Annotated in this window: 13 protein-coding genes and 2 tRNA genes; 2 read left to right on the forward strand and 13 right to left on the reverse strand. The window is 61.0% G+C overall.

What is annotated here, in order from left to right; genetic code table 11:
- Positions 1-4: 4 nt before the first annotated feature.
- Positions 5-685: an ABC transporter ATP-binding protein gene (locus GWQ29_RS06530; RefSeq protein WP_275919037.1), complete on the reverse strand. Its 681-nt coding sequence runs from the start codon at positions 683-685 to the stop codon at positions 5-7.
- Between the two features lie 197 nt (positions 686-882).
- Here GWQ29_RS06530 and GWQ29_RS06535 point away from each other — a divergent pair, with 197 nt between their 5' ends.
- Positions 883-1,350 (forward strand): DUF4357 domain-containing protein, encoded by a 468-nt coding sequence (locus tag GWQ29_RS06535; protein ID WP_005310491.1) that lies wholly within the window; start codon positions 883-885, stop codon positions 1,348-1,350.
- A 109-nt stretch (positions 1,351-1,459) separates the two neighbouring features.
- The gene (gene nhaD, locus GWQ29_RS06540; RefSeq protein WP_169046302.1) at positions 1,460-2,884 is read left to right on the forward strand and encodes a sodium:proton antiporter NhaD; all 1,425 of its coding nucleotides are present in this window, start codon (positions 1,460-1,462) and stop codon (positions 2,882-2,884) included.
- Between the two features lie 120 nt (positions 2,885-3,004).
- On the opposite strand, the gene GWQ29_RS06545 is transcribed toward nhaD, so the two are convergent.
- From GWQ29_RS06545 to GWQ29_RS06600, 12 genes are all read right to left on the reverse strand, one after another.
- Positions 3,005-4,207, reverse strand: a complete 1,203-nt coding sequence (locus tag GWQ29_RS06545) for a Bcr/CflA family multidrug efflux MFS transporter (RefSeq protein WP_017412350.1) — start codon at positions 4,205-4,207, stop codon at positions 3,005-3,007.
- 102 nt (positions 4,208-4,309) lie between these two features.
- Positions 4,310-5,980 carry a 6-pyruvoyl-tetrahydropterin synthase-related protein gene (locus tag GWQ29_RS06550; RefSeq protein WP_275919038.1) on the reverse strand — a complete coding sequence of 557 codons (1,671 nt, stop codon included), beginning with the start codon at positions 5,978-5,980 and terminating at the stop codon, positions 4,310-4,312.
- 96 nt (positions 5,981-6,076) lie between these two features.
- The gene (locus GWQ29_RS06555; protein WP_275919122.1) at positions 6,077-7,351 is read right to left on the reverse strand and encodes a hypothetical protein; all 1,275 of its coding nucleotides are present in this window, start codon (positions 7,349-7,351) and stop codon (positions 6,077-6,079) included.
- Between the two features lie 106 nt (positions 7,352-7,457).
- On the reverse strand, positions 7,458-8,018 hold the full coding sequence (locus tag GWQ29_RS06560) for a hypothetical protein (protein ID WP_275906785.1): 561 nt from the start codon (positions 8,016-8,018) through the stop codon (positions 7,458-7,460).
- Positions 8,019-8,159: 141 nt separating this feature from the next.
- The gene (locus tag GWQ29_RS06565) at positions 8,160-9,581 is read right to left on the reverse strand and encodes an NAD(P)/FAD-dependent oxidoreductase (RefSeq protein WP_275919039.1); all 1,422 of its coding nucleotides are present in this window, start codon (positions 9,579-9,581) and stop codon (positions 8,160-8,162) included.
- A gap of 101 nt (positions 9,582-9,682) precedes the next feature.
- Positions 9,683-10,522 carry an FTR1 family protein gene (locus tag GWQ29_RS06570; RefSeq protein ID WP_275919040.1) on the reverse strand — a complete coding sequence of 280 codons (840 nt, stop codon included), beginning with the start codon at positions 10,520-10,522 and terminating at the stop codon, positions 9,683-9,685.
- Entirely contained in the window at positions 10,522-13,512 is a 2,991-nt protein-coding gene (locus GWQ29_RS06575) for a hypothetical protein (RefSeq protein ID WP_275919041.1), read from the reverse strand. The genes GWQ29_RS06570 and GWQ29_RS06575 overlap by 1 nt, the downstream gene beginning before the upstream one ends.
- A 4-nt stretch (positions 13,513-13,516) precedes the next feature.
- A complete protein-coding gene (locus GWQ29_RS06580) occupies positions 13,517-13,966 on the reverse strand; it encodes a hypothetical protein (protein ID WP_265461392.1) in 450 nt (149 codons plus the stop codon).
- 117 nt (positions 13,967-14,083) lie between these two features.
- Complete coding sequence (locus GWQ29_RS06585) at positions 14,084-14,569, reverse strand: YqhA family protein (protein ID WP_265422070.1); 486 nt, start codon at positions 14,567-14,569, stop codon at positions 14,084-14,086.
- Between the two features lie 231 nt (positions 14,570-14,800).
- The gene (locus GWQ29_RS06590; protein ID WP_265422069.1) at positions 14,801-15,268 is read right to left on the reverse strand and encodes a hypothetical protein; all 468 of its coding nucleotides are present in this window, start codon (positions 15,266-15,268) and stop codon (positions 14,801-14,803) included.
- Between the two features lie 211 nt (positions 15,269-15,479).
- Positions 15,480-15,555, reverse strand: a tRNA-Asn gene (locus GWQ29_RS06595).
- A 2-nt stretch (positions 15,556-15,557) separates the two neighbouring features.
- Positions 15,558-15,633 (reverse strand) — tRNA-Asn (locus tag GWQ29_RS06600).
- Positions 15,634-15,935: the final 302 nt, after the last annotated feature.

Here is a 15,935-nt window from a genome sequence, read left to right on the forward strand (position 1 = left end):
GGCCTCACTCATGGTGCGCCCCCTTGAGCTCAATCAGCTGGCCCCCTTCGAGGCGAAGCACTCTGTCTGCCAGGGCGCCATAGGCCGGGTTGTGGCTCACCAGCAAGAGACCCGCGCCGGTTTCACGCACCGCTTCCACCATCAGTGCCATCACCTGCTCGGCGTTGTGCTCATCGAGGCTCCCCGTGGGTTCGTCGGCCAAGAGCCAGCGGGGCTTGTGAATGAGGGCGCGGGCCAGTGCCACCCGCTGGCGCTGGCCGCCGGAAAGTTGCTCCGGCCAGGCGTGGCGCTTGTGGACGAGATCGAGCCTTTTCAGCAAATCGTCAATCTCTGTCTCATGGCGTGGCAGGCCGTTGATCGACAGGGGCAGGCAGAGGTTCTCCTCCACTGTCAGGGTCGGCAGCAAATTGAAATCCTGATAGACGATGCCAAAATGCCGGCCGCGCAGGCGGGCCCGTTCATCCGGGGATTGGGTGTCGAGCCGGGTTTCCCCCAGCCAGATCTCCCCCTCATCCGGGGGGAGCAGGCCTGCTATCAGGTTGAGCAGGGTCGACTTGCCACAGCCGCTCTGCCCCAGCAGCAAGCTTGTCTCGCCAGCGGTCAGAGTGAGGTCCAGACTGTGGAACAGCGGCAGGCGTTCGCTGCCGTTATCAAAGCTCTTGCAGAGGTTGCGCAGGGTCAGCATGGGATAACCACTTGATGGTCAATGGCTTTCATCATGCCATCTACGCTACCACGGCCGGGAATGATCAACACGCCTTGCAACTGATCAAGAGCGCCAGTTAGTGATCACCCCGGCAAAAGAGGTGAGGATCCTCGCTGGATCCCGCTTGGCAGAGGTGGTTAGAATAGGAGCTTCCATGGGTCACAGGATGAGCAAGGATGTTACACAAGCAAGTCAGTTTTATCATCGATAGCAAGGGCAACAAGCAGGCTGCCGTCGTCCCCATCGAGATTTATAACGAGCTGATGACCCTTCAAAAGGCGCTCTCCGACAACAAGCCGGGGGAGCGCGAGCTCTACCACTTCAACGGCAAGGGGGCCGAAGCTCACGGTTATCCGGTGGGCAAGCGGCAAAATCCCGGCTTCATGGTGCTGGCGGGATCCACCGCCAATGGCGAGGATGCAGCCTCCCTGCGCGAAGCCGTGATCGAACTGCGCCAGGAGCTGCTGGGCAAGGGGATCCTCACCCCTCGCAGTGAAGGGGGGTTTGTGTTCACCGCCGATCAGCTGTTCAACAGCCCGAGCCTGGCCGCCAGTCTGGTGGCGGGCAACAACCGCAGTGGCCTGGATGCCTGGCAAAACAGCGCTGGCTACACCCTCAAGCTGTCGGGCTTTGGCAAGAAATAACCCTTTTGCCTCGACCATGCATTAATTGATAATTCATTGACCTGGATGAACTTTTGTTTTCATCCAGGTGCTAGCATCCCAGCCAGATGGTTCTATAAGGAAGAGGCCCATGTCTGTGCTCACCCGCTTTGCCGTATTGCTGTCCCTGTTCATCTCTCCTGCCCAGGCCAGTAGCGGCCCGATCCCGTTAACCCTGTCCACTATCGGCCTGTTTTGCGTGGGCCTGTTCGTATTGGCCTATGCGCTGGTGATGGCCGAAGAGTATCTGCAACTGCGCAAGTCAAAACCCGTGCTGGTGGCTGCCGGCGTGATCTGGATCCTGATCGGCATTGCCTATGCGCAAAATGGCATGAGCCCGGCCGCAGAGCAGGCATTTCGCCACACCCTGCTCGAATATGCCGAGCTGATGCTGTTTCTGCTGGTGGCGATGACCTACATCAACGCCATGGAAGACAGAAATCTATTCGATGCGCTCAGGGCTTGGCTGATCCGGTCCGGCTTTCAGTTGCGAACCCTGTTCTGGTTGACGGGGGGGCTGGCATTTTGCATCTCGCCGGTGGCCGACAACCTTACCACAGCGCTTCTGATGTGCGCCGTTGTGCTGAAAGTCGCCAACGGGGATCGACGCTTCATCAATCTTGCCTGCATCAACATCGTGATTGCGGCCAATGCCGGCGGCGCCTTCAGCCCCTTTGGCGACATCACCACCCTGATGGTGTGGCAGGCTGGCAAGGTGCAATTTAGCCAGTTCTTCGCCCTGTTCATTCCGTCCTTGCTCAATTTTCTGGTGCCCGCCCTGCTGATGAGTCTGATGGTGCCTCGCCATGTGCCTGAGGCGGCCAGTGAAGCGGTGGAGCTGAAACGGGGAGCCCGCCGCATAGTGCTGCTGTTCCTGCTGACCATCACCACGGCTGTGCTCTGCCACAGTTTCCTCCATCTGCCCCCTGTCCTCGGCATGATGCTGGGTCTGGGATATCTGCAATTTTTCGGCTTCTATCTGCGCAAGTCACTGCCGCTCTCCCTGGCGCGCAAGCGGGCACTCTATGAGCGCACCGGGGATCATGAACGGCTGCGCAGCCTTGGCTCCATAGTGCCATTCGATGTCTTCAACAAGGTGGCCAAGGCGGAGTGGGACACACTGCTGTTCTTCTATGGCGTCGTGATGTGCGTGGGGGGGCTGGGGTTCATGGGCTATCTGGAGCTGGTGTCACACTTGCTGTATGACGGTGGCAACCCGACGATGGCAAACATCTGTATCGGTATCCTGTCAGCCATTGTCGACAACATTCCTGTGATGTTTGCCGTGCTGTCGATGGACCCTGACATGGTGCAGGGGCAGTGGCTGCTGGTGACCCTGACCGCCGGTGTGGGGGGCAGCTTGCTGTCCATTGGCTCTGCGGCCGGGGTCGCCCTGATGGGGCAGGCCCACGGCATGTATACCTTCTTTAGCCATCTCAAGTGGTTACCGGCCATCCTGCTCGGCTATCTGGTGAGCATAGGTGCACATCTCTGGCTCAATAGTGCCATGTTCTGATATACGCAGGGCGCCTGGCCTGACCGAGGCAAGAGTCGGTTGTCCCAAGCCGACTCTTGATACAAAAAAGCCCTGTCATGCAGACAGGGCTTTTTCAGGATCAGAGTGAGGTGTAGATAATCAGGCCACAGCAGATCGCTTGCCGGTCAGCAGCCAGTAACTGATGGCCGAACCAAAGCCGCAGCCGGCGATGGCGATGGCCATGGGCAGCGGGGATTGCGGTGGGTCAAGGTTGACCAGGATGCCGACCACGGCGCCTATGCCAAAACGCAGGGTGCCGGCCAGTGCGGAGGCCGTGCCCGCCGATTGGGGAAAGTGCCCCATCAGGCCCGTCATGGCGTTGGCCCCCACCAGACTGATGTGACCGACGAACAGCACCACAGGGATGACGATGCCCCACAGGCCGCCGGTCTGGCTCCAGGCGTTGTAGATGAGCAGGGCACCGGCACAGGGCAGCATCAGCAGCCCGTATTGCAGCATGCGCTCGGCACCCACCCCCTTCACCAACCGGCTGTTGACGAAGGTGACCAGCATCATCAGCAGGATATTGAGTCCGAACAACCAGCCGTAGTGCTCGGTCGGCACCTTGAAATACTCGATGTAGACGTAAGGGGATGCGCTGATAAAGGCAAACATGCCGGAGCTCGACAGGGATCCGCACAGCACATAACCCATAGCCCCGCGATGGGAGAGCACACTCCAGTAGTTCTTCAGGATCTGTCCCAGCTTGAGCGGTTGTCTGTGCTCAGGCTTCAGGGTCTCCTGAATTTTCCACTGCATCACCACGCAGACCAGCAGGCTGATCCCCACCAGCAGCCAGAAGATCACCCGCCAGTCGCTGTGGGCGCTAATGTAGCCGCCGATCACAGGGGCGACCAGCGGTGCCAATGTCATCACCAGGATGACGAACGACATGGCGCGGGAAAATGCATCCTTTTCAAACAGATCTCGCAGCAGTGCATTGACCACCACCGAGCCCGCCGCCCCGCCAGCCGCTTGCAGCATCCGATAAGCCAGCAGTTCGGGCAGGGAGTCTGCCATGGCGCAGCCCACAGAGGCGATGGCAAACATGGTGAGCCCCGCCAGGATGACCGGTTTGCGGCCATAGCTGTCTGCCAGCGGGCCGTAAAACAGCTGGCCGATGGCAAAGCCACCGAGGAAGGCACTGATGGTGAGCTGGGCCCCGTCTATGCTGGTGGCCAGATCCCGGGCGATGGCCGGAATGGCGGGCAGGTACATGTCGACCGCCAGCGGGGTCAGGCCCGCCAGGGCGCCAAGCAGGATAAACAGAAAGCGGGGAGAGAGGGGTAAGGGTTGGGGCATAGGATGTCCGATCGTGAGCAAGTTCGCGTGAAATAAGGTAACAGGGGTGAGTCTATCAGTTTTGGCGGACTTGGGCAGGACTATGCCCAAGCCCGCCCCCCGTCACGCTATCACCCGTGTCCGGGTCACACGCTTTTTGGGTTTTTTGGCCCCCAGGCAGGCGAGCACCAGCCAGCAGAGCCAGCCGAACAGGGAGAGCCCAATACCCCACCGCTCTGGCCAGCGTGCCGCCAGCTTGAGAGTGAGGGTGTGCTGACCCGCCGGTATCCAGACCTGCAGCAGTCCTTGCCGGTTTGCACTGACAGCGAGTGTCAGCGAATCATCCAGTCTGGCCTGCCAGCCGGGGTAGTCATATTGGTGCAGTATGAGTTTGGTGGGCTGCTGCGCCTTCACGTCCAGCTCCAGCCATCTGGGCTGCCAGCGAATGATCTTCCACGCAGCGCCCGGCTGCTCTGTGGTGACGGGGGGTTGAAACTCCCCTTTCCTGGCGAGCAAGGTCGGAGTGAACTGCCCTCTGGGCACCTGATTGGGGCGATATTCCTGGGCACTGCGCTTGCTGTCGAATTCGCTCTCAATCATGTCCTTGCGCGGTGCCTGGGTGAGAGGGGAGTAAGCCACATAGGCAAGGCTGGAGACGAGCGTGACCAGCAGCAGACCCCACCAGATCCACTGCCAGGGACGGTCGACAGGGGTGCCCAGCGCCACTACGGCCACAGTGGCCAGGGCCAGGATCAGGTTGCACCGCCAGGGAAATTGCACTCGTTGCAACGGTGGCAGCAGATGCCAGATGGGCTCGCTCAGGGGCAGCATCATGAGAAAGGAGACTGTCCCTATGATCCCCCACATCAATAATTCGGGATGACGTGGCTCCCGGGTCGCCGCCCAGGCGACCAGCAGCAGCCCCATGGTCAGCATGCTTTGCCAGGCCAGGTGGCCGCGAAAGCGCCAGTCACCCCAGCCAGAGGGCAAACGGTCGAGAAAGTTGCGTCTGAAGTCGAACATGCCGCCCCGCATCAACTCCATGGAGATGGCGCCTTGATCCAGCAGGGCAGGCAGCAGCAGGGTCGCAGCCATGACCAGCCCCAGCACTTGGGCCATTGCCACTAGCTGGATCGGAAACAGGATGCGGGATCGCCAGGCTTGCAGCAGGGCGCGCAGTGTGAGCAGCCCCATCATCAGCAGCAGGCTGGGGAGGTGAGAAAACGCCAGCAATGCCAGCGCCAGAGTCAGCAAGGGAAGTCCCTTGCGACTGCGCTGGTTGGCGAGATCTTGTCCCAGCAAGATCAGGGGAGCCCAGACGAAAGCCCAGAATTCGGCCAGGGCAAAGCGGGCATAGAGATCCATGCCCAGATGATAAGGCAAGGCGAGATAAAGCAGGGTGGCGGCCAGGGCCCGCAAGGGGGAGGCAAAACTGCGCAGCCAGAGATAGGCAAAGAGGCCGGACAGCAGCAAGGCCAGACTGGCGCTCCAGAGCAGGGGCGTGATGGCGTCATGCAGGGGGGCCTGGGGTCCGGCAAACAGGGCGCTGACATAGTAGGGCAAGGGGGGATAAAAGAAGAAGGTAGGGCTGCCAAAGCCGCCATTCATGGCCATCAACCAGCGTGGGTAGATCTCCCCCTGCCACAGTTGTTGTGCAAAATAGTGGCCGGAAAGCAGATGATGAAACAGGTCATGCCCCTGGCTTCCCCCCTGTAACCAGAGTGGCAATAGCAAGGTTCCGCTGGCCAGTATCAGTGTCAGGTGGATGAGAAACCACTCGCTTGATCTCTTCATGGATAGACTCACTTGTCACGGATGCGCAGTGAGTGTAGCCGACCGGGGCGCCAGAGCCGTTAGTCAAATGGTCGCCAAAGTGCGTTGCACTGCCAACTAAGGGTAAAAGTAGGCGGGTATCCCGAGCCAGATACCTGGCTCAGCATGAAAGCGAGGTGAAAACCACTGCTGCTGGTTTGGTACCGGCATGTCACCGGTGGCGATGGGTCGTCGGCTGAGACGGCAGGCTCCCTGTGCCAGTGCGAGTCGTGCATCCCCCCGATACCAGCCATCGGTGACGGCCAGAGCAGTGGTCTCTCGCAGCAGACGTACTCCCCACTGAGTCACCAGCGCCGGACACGCTGTCTCTGCCACCCTGGCCGCCTGCACCATGGCGGGCGGACGGGGCAGGGTGAAGGTCACGCCGAGCAGCAGCAGTCCGGCCACCGCGACCACCCACTCGCCACAGCGTGGCAGCCAGCCTGCCAGCAGCACGAGGCCGAGCAGGGTGATAGGGGCCAGATGGCGGGGATTGTCCGGGTTCTGGCCAAACAGGGTCCAGAGCAGCAGGGCGAGCCAGTAGAGCGTCCAGAGTGGAGAGAGGACGGCGGTGTTGCCTTTTGAGCGCTGCCAGAGTGGCAGCACCAGCAGCGCCCCAACAGCCAAGGGCCAAAGCGGGGTGAGCTGATCGTTGAAGGTGCGCGCCCAGCTCAGCAGCCGATCGCCATGGGCCGCCGCCGTGTTGCCCCAGAGGGTAAAGTGGCCGTCGGTAAAGCGCCGCCCCTCGCTGAAATAGGCCCAGCCATCGGCCTGCCAGACAAAGAGCAGGCTGGTGAGCCCCACCAGCGCGATGGGGAGCACAAACCTGACGCGCGTTCCCTTTTGTGCCATCCCGAGCCAAAGGGGCAGCAGGGCCAGCACAAAATAGGAGGGGCGCAGGGCCAGCAGCAGCCCGACCAGCAGGCCCGCCAGCGCCATCCTGCGCTGCTGCAAGGCCAAGAGAGCCCCGAGCCATGCGGCGAGCGCCGGCCCATCCGAGAGGCCGGAGAGGGCCAGCGTCGGGGTGAGCGGCAGGGCCAGCACCAGCAGCCAGACGGGGGCGAGCAGACTTGACCGTTGCCATAACTTCACCGCCAGCAAGGCGGCGAGCGGTGCTATCAGCGCAGTGCCGAAGAGGCTGGCCCATTGCACCGCGCGGGCCGGATCGTCCACCACCAGATTGATCAGCCGCGCCAGCCAGATAAAGGCGGGATATCCCGGAAAGTGGGGGGAGAACTCCAGCACGCTAAAGCGCGTTACCCCGTGGGCGAAATTGAGGGCATCGTCGGAATCGAGGGCCACCGGGAAGGCCAGCAGCCAGCCAAGCCAGGCCAGTTGCAGCAGGATCAGCAAGTAGGGTCGATTAGCGAAGCGTAATCGGCCGTGGTGACGCCCCCCTTCTCCCCTTGCGGGAGAAGGGCCGGGGATGAGGGGGGCCGTCGTCATCAATGAGAGGTCATCAAAGCGGCGCCAGCACAGCCATCAGCGCTTTTTCTGCATCGCTAAAGGCGGCGGCATCGGCGGGCTTGGCGCCTACTCCGAACACCCCAGGGTTGCCGATGGCATCGAGCACCTTGGCCAGCGCCTGTTCGGCCGCCTTGCGATCCCCTTCACTGAGGGAGGGGAGGATCAGGTCTAGAAAGCGCTTGCTCTTGACCACCAGCACCTTGGCGGTCTGATAATCGCCAAGATTCTGGCTGGCCCCTTCGAGGCGGCGCTCGATCTCCGCCTTGTAGGCGCGATTGAGCATGGCTGCGGTGGCGGCGGCATCTTTCCCCTTGATGGCGGCGGCCAGCGGCGCTTGCAGTTCGACCTTGTGGTGCTGTTCCAGATAGGTCAGCTCGTCGGCAATCTCGCTCAAGGTGGCGCTGGCATCCTTGCCGTCAGTGGCGGCGCCAAGCAGCGCTTCGCGGGCGTCGATCAGTGGCTCCTTGCCGGCGGCGGCGTAGGAGTAAGCCTGCGCCTGCCCGCTCAGGGTCAGCAGCAGGGTGAGGGCAAGCAAACCCGGGCGTATGGTCATCCTGTTCTCCTTACTTATGCCAAGAGGTTATGCCAATGGCGCGGCACTCAGGCCACGCTCTGGGTTTCGATCACGGTGTTTTCGTTGCGATGGTTAAAGGTGCTGCGGCGTCTGTCTTCCGTTGGACACCGGCAATGCTTCTCACGCCACGCTCTGGGTTTCAATCACGGTATTTTCATTGCGATGGTTGAAGATGGCATGGCGTCTGTCCACTCCGTCGATCACCATGTCGGCGGCCATCATCCCCATCTCCATGGCGGTGTCGGTGAAGATGTAGCGGAATGTCCCCTGACGGCCGGTCATGATGAGGTTGCCAATCGGCATCAGTGCCTGAATGGCGGCGTCGCGGCGTGCCTGATAGCCGAGATCCATCAGCGGATAGGCGTACTCGCTGCGGGCTTCGAAGGTCTCATCGCCAAGCTTGGTGGTGTCCACGCCAAGGCTTGCCAGATCGGCCGTGACCCGGCCGCGCAGATCGGCGAGCGGGGCCTGCCAGGTGGCATCTCCCGGATTGCAGGGGATCTCCAGCATCACCGAGGTCTGGCCTTCTGGCGCCATAAAGGGGCTGCGGCGGCGCGGCTCCTGCAAACGGGTGGCCAGAATATGGGGGTCGGAGAGGTACTGCCAGGTGTTGTCCGACAGGTTCTCCTGTTTGAGCGGCATATTGACGAAGCGAAGCGACCGGTAGTGCAGATCGCACGGCAATCCCAGATGCTGGCAGGTGAGCGGCAGCGGCAGGGTGGAGATCACCTGATCAAACGCTTCGCTCTGCTCAACGTTATCTTGTGACCAATAAACCCGTTCAATGCGGCCATCAGCCTGCTCAAGGCGAGTGATGGTGGCGCCGTTTTTCAGCAGGGCCCCTTCTGCTACCAGCCGCTCGCCGAGGGTCGCGAAGATCTGGCCGAAGCCATATTTGGGGTAGCGGTATTTGCGGGCATAGGTGCGCACCGAGAGGTTGCCGTTGCGTCTTGGCAGCAGGCGGCGCGCCACGTCTTTGAGATCAATCAGGCTGATGCGCTGACCGGCCCAGTCGGCGGAGAGCTTGTCCGGGTTGATGCCCCACAGCTTAGCCGTGTAGCCCTCGAAGAACTGGCGGTAGAGGGTGCGGCCGAAGTGGCTCTGGATCCACTCGGCAAAGCTCGCTTTGGCGAAATCGTCCGGCTTCTTGGCAAAAGGCAACAGCAGCAAGTCTTTCACCGCACCGGCCATCAGCGGCAGCGGGGCTGTCTTGATCAGGTTGGTCAGATTGAGGGGGTAGTCATAGGTACGCCCGCCGAAACGGATGACGCTTTTGCGCTCGGCGTGGAGCAGATCGTCACCCATCAGCTCGTCGATAAAGGCGAGCAGCTCGGGGTTCTTGGTGATAAAGCGGTGACCGCCGTAGTCGAAGCGATACTCGCCGTCGCGCCCCTTGAAGGTCTGGGTGGCGCACATGCCGCCGACGACCGGCTCCTGCTCGAACAGGGTGACCGCATAACCGGCGCGGCGCAGGCGCCAGGCAGCCATCAAACCGGCGGGGCCGGCACCCAGCACCGCAATTTTCTTGTTGTTATCGCTCATGAGTGTTCCGAAACTGCTTGATAGATAAGGGAACAGCGCCAAGGCGCGGCCCCCGAATGGTGTTGTTACCCCGTGGCCTTGTAACCACTGGGCGTGCGGACTTAGCCCTTGCTGGGCGCGGCACTCACCTGCGGGCGATAGCTGCGCTGCCAGAGGGTAACGAAGATCGCCAGATAGAGGGCCCAGGTCAGCAGCTGCAGGCCAGCCGGTGAGGCATTGTAGCCAAACAGGGCGCGCAGGAAGGTACCAAATACCCCCTGATCGTCGAGAATGTGGCTGATGTTGAATACCGGCGTGGTCCAGAAGGTGATGATGTCTGCCGCCTGCAACATATTGACGGCAGACGAGAGCAGACCTGCGGCTATGATGATGATGAGCAGCCCTGTCCAGCGGAAGAAGGGGGCCAGCGCCACCTTGCGGGTGGAGCGCAGCAGCCCCCACACCAGCGCGATGGAGACCAGCAGCCCTGCCAGCGCGCCTATCAGGCCGGATTGCAGATCCACCCCTTGGCCGGAGTAGAGCAGGGCGGAGAAGAAGAGCACGGTTTCAAACCCTTCGCGCATCACCGCCAGGAAAGCGAGCAGCACCAGACCAAACAGGTTGCCGCCATCGATGGCGGCATCGATGCGCGCCGTCATGACCCCCACTTGGGATTTGGCCTGCTTTTGCATCCAGATCGCCATATAGGTGAGCACCAGAGTGGCGAAAATGAGGATCCCCGCCATCAAGAGGTGGTTGTAGCGCTCGCTCTCGAACTGGCTCACCACCACCTGGAACAGGAAGGCGACGATCAGGGAGGCGATAAGGCCAAGCCCCACCCCCAGATAGATGAACTTGTTGTAGCGGCTCGCCCCCAGCTTGGCGAGGTAGGAGAGGCAGATGCCGACCAGCAGGAAGGCTTCCAGCCCCTCGCGCAGGGTAATGAGAAAACTTGCAAACATCAGGATTGAGGCTCCGTAGCGGGCGTGACGGGGAAAGGCTGCAAGGTGAGTTGCAACCGATTTAGCTGCACTATGGGTGGCTCCGGCAAGCTGGGCTCGGCGGCGCGCACCGCATCATTGACCCACTTGGGGTAGGTGCGGAAATTGAGTTTGATATCGGCCTTGAAGGGCCCCTGGGAATCTGCGGGCAGCGGCCAGGCTTCATCGCGCCAGCCATCGGCCGGAATGCGGGTATCTTCCAAGAGCTTGGCGAAGCGCCAGAACTTGAGCCCCACCGGCTTGCCCTCGGCATCGCCGAATACTTTGCGAAACAGCCGCGCATCTTCAGGGACGGCGCCATCCACCGGCTGGCCGCTGGCAAGCACCACCTTGCCGGTGGCGTCAGTGACGGTCAGCTCCAGCCAGAGTTCACGGAAATCGGCTACCCCGGTGGGCAGGGCATGGCCCGCGCCTGTATTGGCGACCCGCACTACCAGCTGTTGGCTATCGGCTGCTTGCTCGATACGGGCGGATAGGGTAGCACTGGAGCGCAGCAGGGCCAGGCTCTCCTGTTCAAGGTCGGGGTTGCGCAGCCCCACCAGCTGATGCTGGGCGCCGGTAAAGTTGTGGCGATAGAGCCGCGCCTTCATGGTGCCGTTTTCTGTGGATTGGCCCGCCACCGGTGCGCCGCCGTTGCCCGGTTCGGGGTTCATGTGACAGTCGATGCAGGTGCGCCGCTTGGCGGGATCGTCCGCCTTGGCGAAGCTGGAGTTATCCCACTCGTCCCAGGTGTTGACGATATTGGCGCCTGTGCCGGGGGCAAACTCGTTGTGGCACGACTTGCACAGGGCCGCGTCGCGGTAGAAATCCTTCTGATAGGAGGCTTTGTGGGCCGCCGGACGGGCGTTAATCTGCCGCTCGGCCAGCCAGTGCTGAAGGCTGCCGCCCGCGGCATCCTCGAATACATAGCTCTCCCTGTCTTTCAAATTCACGGTAAAGGCGCTGTTGCCGCCCGCGTCTTCCACTTTGGTGATGCGATGGCAGAGCACGCAGCCGGTGCCTTCCTCAACGACCGGTTCGCCAGCCTTGTGAGCGGCAATCAACGAGGCACCGCCCTGCTCGAACATGTGGGAGCCCTTGGGCAGATCCGTCTGGCCTGTCATCACCTGTTGGGGCATATGGCAGCCCTGACACCACTGGCCGAACGCTTCCCCTTCGGTTTCGCGGGCCAGCGCCTGCACCACCTTGTAGTAGGGGTGGGAGTTGCCCATCAGTCGGTGGTTGCTCTCGCTCCAATCCTTGAAGGCCTGTTGGTGGCAGTTCTGGCAGGAGGCGGAGTTGAGCCACTCCTTGGGATGGGTAGTCGGTGCCTTGGCAGGATCCCTGCGCGGGGCATCGAGCCGCAGCCAGTTAGCGAGATAGGGGAGGTTGCCATCGGCGGTGACGAAGGCGTGCAGATCTTCCATCATCGCTTTCACTTCCGGTTGGGGCCTCGCGGGGTCAACTGCCTCCGCCCCATCGCGGGTGTCATGGCCCATGCCGCCCTGGGTCTGCTGGGTCATGCGCAGGTATTCACCGACAAAATTCCCCGCCACCATGTTGGTGAGGTTGGCGTGGCCGTTGATGGCGTTGTCGCCGCTCTTCTGGCGATGGGCCGCCATCAGATAGCGGTTGGTGAAGTTGAACCCGTCCAGATGGCAGGAGTTGCAGCTCATCCAGTTGTCTCCCGCCATGGGGAAGCGTGAGTTGGCCGCTGTGTTACCGAGGTTGAACAGCCGCTCGCCGCGCTGGAGCGGCTCGGGGCGGGGATCTGTCTCGACCAGTTTGGCGAAGTGGGGCACATCCACCGTGACCCGGGCAAACGGGCCGCTACCGCCGCTATTGAGGCGGGTAAGATCCTGCCCCATGGCGTTGTGCACCAGAATGTGGTCGCCATCGATCAGCAGATCCCGCGGATTCTGGCCTGGCAGATGACGCAAGAGCTGGGTTGCCTTGGCGCCCCCCTGAAATTTCTTGCGGCGATGGCGGTTGTTGTTGGATTTGCCGCTGCGAGAGAGGTCAAACACCAGCAGATCTTCCGAGCCCGCCAGGGTCAGATAGACCCGCTTGCCGTCGGCGGCGAAGCGGGCGGCGAACGGGTTGGAGACGATCTGGCTGCGGTTGCCGACGCTTGGCAGATTGATCTGCAAAAAGAGCTGTTTTCTTTCATCGACCCGCTCTTTCTCCTCATCGAGATCGATGATGGAGACCGCCGGAAAGACGGTGCTCTGAAACTGGAAGGGGTGGTCAAAGCTCCACAGCACGTGGGGCAGCCAGGCTTCGCTGCCATCGGGGGAGAGGGCGATGCCGTCCAGCAGGCGCGGCAATCCCTGAGAGTCGCTTGGAGTGTCGCTGTGGGTCTCGGCCAGGGTGATGAGTTTGGGCTTGGGCAGGGTGGCGCCCTTGGCGCCGTGGCCGAGTTTGGCGAGATCATAGATGGCGAGCTGGCCCGTCATGGCATGGGTGAGCAGCAGGCGATCATCGTCGGTCAGAGCGAGCCCGCGCGGGGTCTCGGCGGTTTCTGCATCCAGTTGGAGGTTGCCCGCGGTGTTGTAGGCCTGCAGACGACCTGCCTCAAACAGCGTGACCCAGAACCAGTGCCGCTTGGGATCGAAGATGATGCCGTAGGGTCTATGGCCGGTGGGGATCGCCCTTTCCAGGTCGAGATCATCATCCAGCAGCAGCAGGCGATCGCCACTGTAGTCGGTGACCAGCAGGGTGCCGTCGCCTGCGCGGGCAAGCTGGCGCAGATCGCCCCCCAGCCGCACCTCTTTCATTCGCTTGCCGCTATCGCGTTCAAGCAGGGTAACCGAGCCTGCGCTCAGGTTGGCGGTGACAAGGCGCGGGCTCTGCCCCTCCTCATAGGCGAGCATCCCGGCGCCCATCTGCTGGGCAAACGTGAAGGGGCTGGCCAGCAGTAGGAGGAGGGCCAGCAAGGGTGACAAACATGCACAAAGAGATGACTTCAACATGGGGTCAGGCGCGCCATTTCAAGATGGTCCAGCGCCAGGCGTGGCGCAGCACCAGAGGAGTTAACGCCAACGCGCTTAGCCAGTGGGCCCAGCTGGCGAGGCTGCCCATGGCATCGCCCGGAGTGCCATGCAGCACCAGCAGCAGGCCGCTGGCCAGACACACCAGCAGCAAGGCTTCGATAATTCGCCCCGTGGTGCGCAAAAAGGGCTTGTTGCTGCGGTTCAACAGGCTGCGATGAGAGAGCCAGAAGGCGCCAAATAATAGGGGAAAGAGGGTGAGCGAAAGCATCACGTGGAGAAACAGATTCCAGCGCGCCAGGGACCAGAGCGGGGTCAGCGGCTCCCACAGCAGCATGCCGGAGAAGAACATCAGATAGAGGGAGCCCTCGGCGGCCTGATGGTGATAGGCCAGCCACTGCCAGCAGTGTCGGGGTGAGAGAGAAAGGCTTGTCATAGGTGCTCCAGCGCCCGGGCAATGCAGCCCGGGGGAGCAAGTTTACAATGGGGTAAAGGTAATGAAAAGAGTTATCAATTCCGGTCTTGATGAATAGACCCTGAATGACGCCGGGCCCTATTTGTGTTCCGCCAGCCGCTCGGTCACCGCATAGATAAGCGCAGCGGTGGAGAAGGCCAAAAAGACGATGACTGACCACTTCATCTCGATCTCGTTGCCGGTGCCGTCGTTGAGAAAGGCCTTGAGCACTTCGATCCCAGCTATGGTCACCAAGGAGTTGATGACGATGAGTTTGAGGGAGGCGAAGTTGATCTTGCTGAGCCAGTTGTCGCCGAGGGCAGCCCGCTGCTCCGGGGTCTTGATGAACTGCACGTAGCCGCAGATGGCCACCAGGATCAGCATCTGGGCTACCAGCACGAAGTCCACCAGGGTCAGCACCCCTGTGATCAGATCCAGATAGGGGATGTCGATGATGTCGCGGCACAGCACATAGAGCTGCATGGCAAACTTCACCATCAAGAGGGCGACACAGACAAGGATGCAGACATAGAAGGGGAACATCATCAATCGGCTGCCGTTGAGCATGACGTTGAATCGACGCATGAGAACTCCTGAGTAGGGTGAAATTGGGCTGATTATCGCCTGAGTCAGGCGACGAATGCATGTTTTACTGATAAAGCCTGCATGGCCGTGTGCTCGGTAGAAGGTGTTGCATCGATGGGCCAACCCCGACAGTCGATGCGCCACCATCACCAGATGGCAAGCGCTCGGTACTGATGCAATACAGTCAGAATGCAGAACAGGTGCCCGGTTGCGGGGCAGGCACCTCGGTTATTACTCGACATTGATGGGGCCCTTGGTGCCCGCATCACTATCGATCCAGACATCTTCCCCCTTCAGGCGGCGATCGCCCTGAATGGTAAATGTGAGGGTGCCCTGCTTGAACAGCAGTGCACCGTCAGCCCGCTTTGCCTTGACCTGTTTGCCATTGACCCAAACCTGCTCTTTGCCATCTATATGGATGGTGGCAACTGTGGCTCCTTCGTTGCTTTTGGCCACCCATTGTCCAGCATAGGGTGTGGTGTCTGCTGCGGCCTCCGTGCTCGCGGGAGTGGCTGCCTCGCCAAAACCAGCCTTGGCATTTTCGGCCTTGCTCTTGGTGATATCGCACCCTTGCAACTCGGAGGCCTGGGTGCAGCCGGAGTTTTCGAGTTGCTGGCGGTATTTGGCACTGATGGCGTGGGCAGGGGACTGGATCAGCAGGGCCAGTGCTGCCGCCGTAATCATGGTCTTGTACATCATAATTGCTCACTTCTGTTGTCAGGTTATTCACCTCGTCCACTTTAGTACTGCGTGCGACCAAGGGCTACCTGCTTGCGTCTGTCTCCTGAGCGGGAGGCGAGAGCCAGCCTTGCAATGGGGGGCGAGCCGTGATGGAGAGGAAAGGAGGGGGAGTAAGTGGAGGATGTGGCAAACATGAAAAAGCCCAGCCAAAAGGCTGGGCTTTAGAATATGGCTCCCTCGACAGGACTTGAACCTGTGACATACGGATTAACAGTCCGCCGTTCTACCGACTGAACTACGAGGGAATTGGCTCCTCCTACTGGACTTGAACCAGTGACATACGGATTAACAGTCCGCCGTTCTACCGACTGAACTAAGGAGGAATTGCCTGTCTCGTTGAGACGGTGCGGATATTAATAGCCTGTCGGCCGGGTGTCAACCCGCGATCCGGCGCAAAAAATGGAATTTCGCCCTGTTTGTCCAAAACTTGGTCATTGTGGACTATTTTCAGCACAATCAGCAGCTTGAGATTGGCCTCTGGCGGCCACGTTATCAATTTTTGCGCTGGTGGCGGATTGTGTTCTGGATGCTCAGTGATGGCCAACCATCCCTGCCCGTGCAATAAAAATGGGGTGGGTGAATGGGAGGTCCCATGCCTCATAAACCGCCCCGATGGTAGACAAGT

It is taken from the genome of Aeromonas sp. 2HA2, assembly GCF_029237345.1.
Taxonomy (GTDB): domain Bacteria; phylum Pseudomonadota; class Gammaproteobacteria; order Enterobacterales; family Aeromonadaceae; genus Aeromonas; species Aeromonas salmonicida.

Excerpts from the sequence above, each read along its gene's own strand:
- GWQ29_RS06530 (WP_275919037.1), bottom strand. The coding sequence starts at position 685 with ATGCTGACCCTGCGCAACCTCTGCAAGAGCTTTGATAACGGCAGCGAA.
- nhaD (WP_169046302.1), top strand. The coding sequence starts at position 1,460 with ATGTCTGTGCTCACCCGCTTTGCCGTATTGCTGTCCCTGTTCATCTCT.
- GWQ29_RS06550 (WP_275919038.1), bottom strand. The coding sequence starts at position 5,980 with ATGAAGAGATCAAGCGAGTGGTTTCTCATCCACCTGACACTGATACTG.
- GWQ29_RS06535 (WP_005310491.1), top strand. The coding sequence starts at position 883 with ATGTTACACAAGCAAGTCAGTTTTATCATCGATAGCAAGGGCAACAAG.
- GWQ29_RS06560 (WP_275906785.1), bottom strand. The coding sequence starts at position 8,018 with ATGACCATACGCCCGGGTTTGCTTGCCCTCACCCTGCTGCTGACCCTG.
- GWQ29_RS06590 (WP_265422069.1), bottom strand. The coding sequence starts at position 15,268 with ATGATGTACAAGACCATGATTACGGCGGCAGCACTGGCCCTGCTGATC.
- GWQ29_RS06575 (WP_275919041.1), bottom strand. The coding sequence starts at position 13,512 with ATGTTGAAGTCATCTCTTTGTGCATGTTTGTCACCCTTGCTGGCCCTC.
- GWQ29_RS06545 (WP_017412350.1), bottom strand. The coding sequence starts at position 4,207 with ATGCCCCAACCCTTACCCCTCTCTCCCCGCTTTCTGTTTATCCTGCTT.
- GWQ29_RS06580 (WP_265461392.1), bottom strand. The coding sequence starts at position 13,966 with ATGACAAGCCTTTCTCTCTCACCCCGACACTGCTGGCAGTGGCTGGCC.
- GWQ29_RS06565 (WP_275919039.1), bottom strand. The coding sequence starts at position 9,581 with ATGAGCGATAACAACAAGAAAATTGCGGTGCTGGGTGCCGGCCCCGCC.
- GWQ29_RS06570 (WP_275919040.1), bottom strand. The coding sequence starts at position 10,522 with ATGTTTGCAAGTTTTCTCATTACCCTGCGCGAGGGGCTGGAAGCCTTC.
- GWQ29_RS06585 (WP_265422070.1), bottom strand. The coding sequence starts at position 14,569 with ATGCGTCGATTCAACGTCATGCTCAACGGCAGCCGATTGATGATGTTC.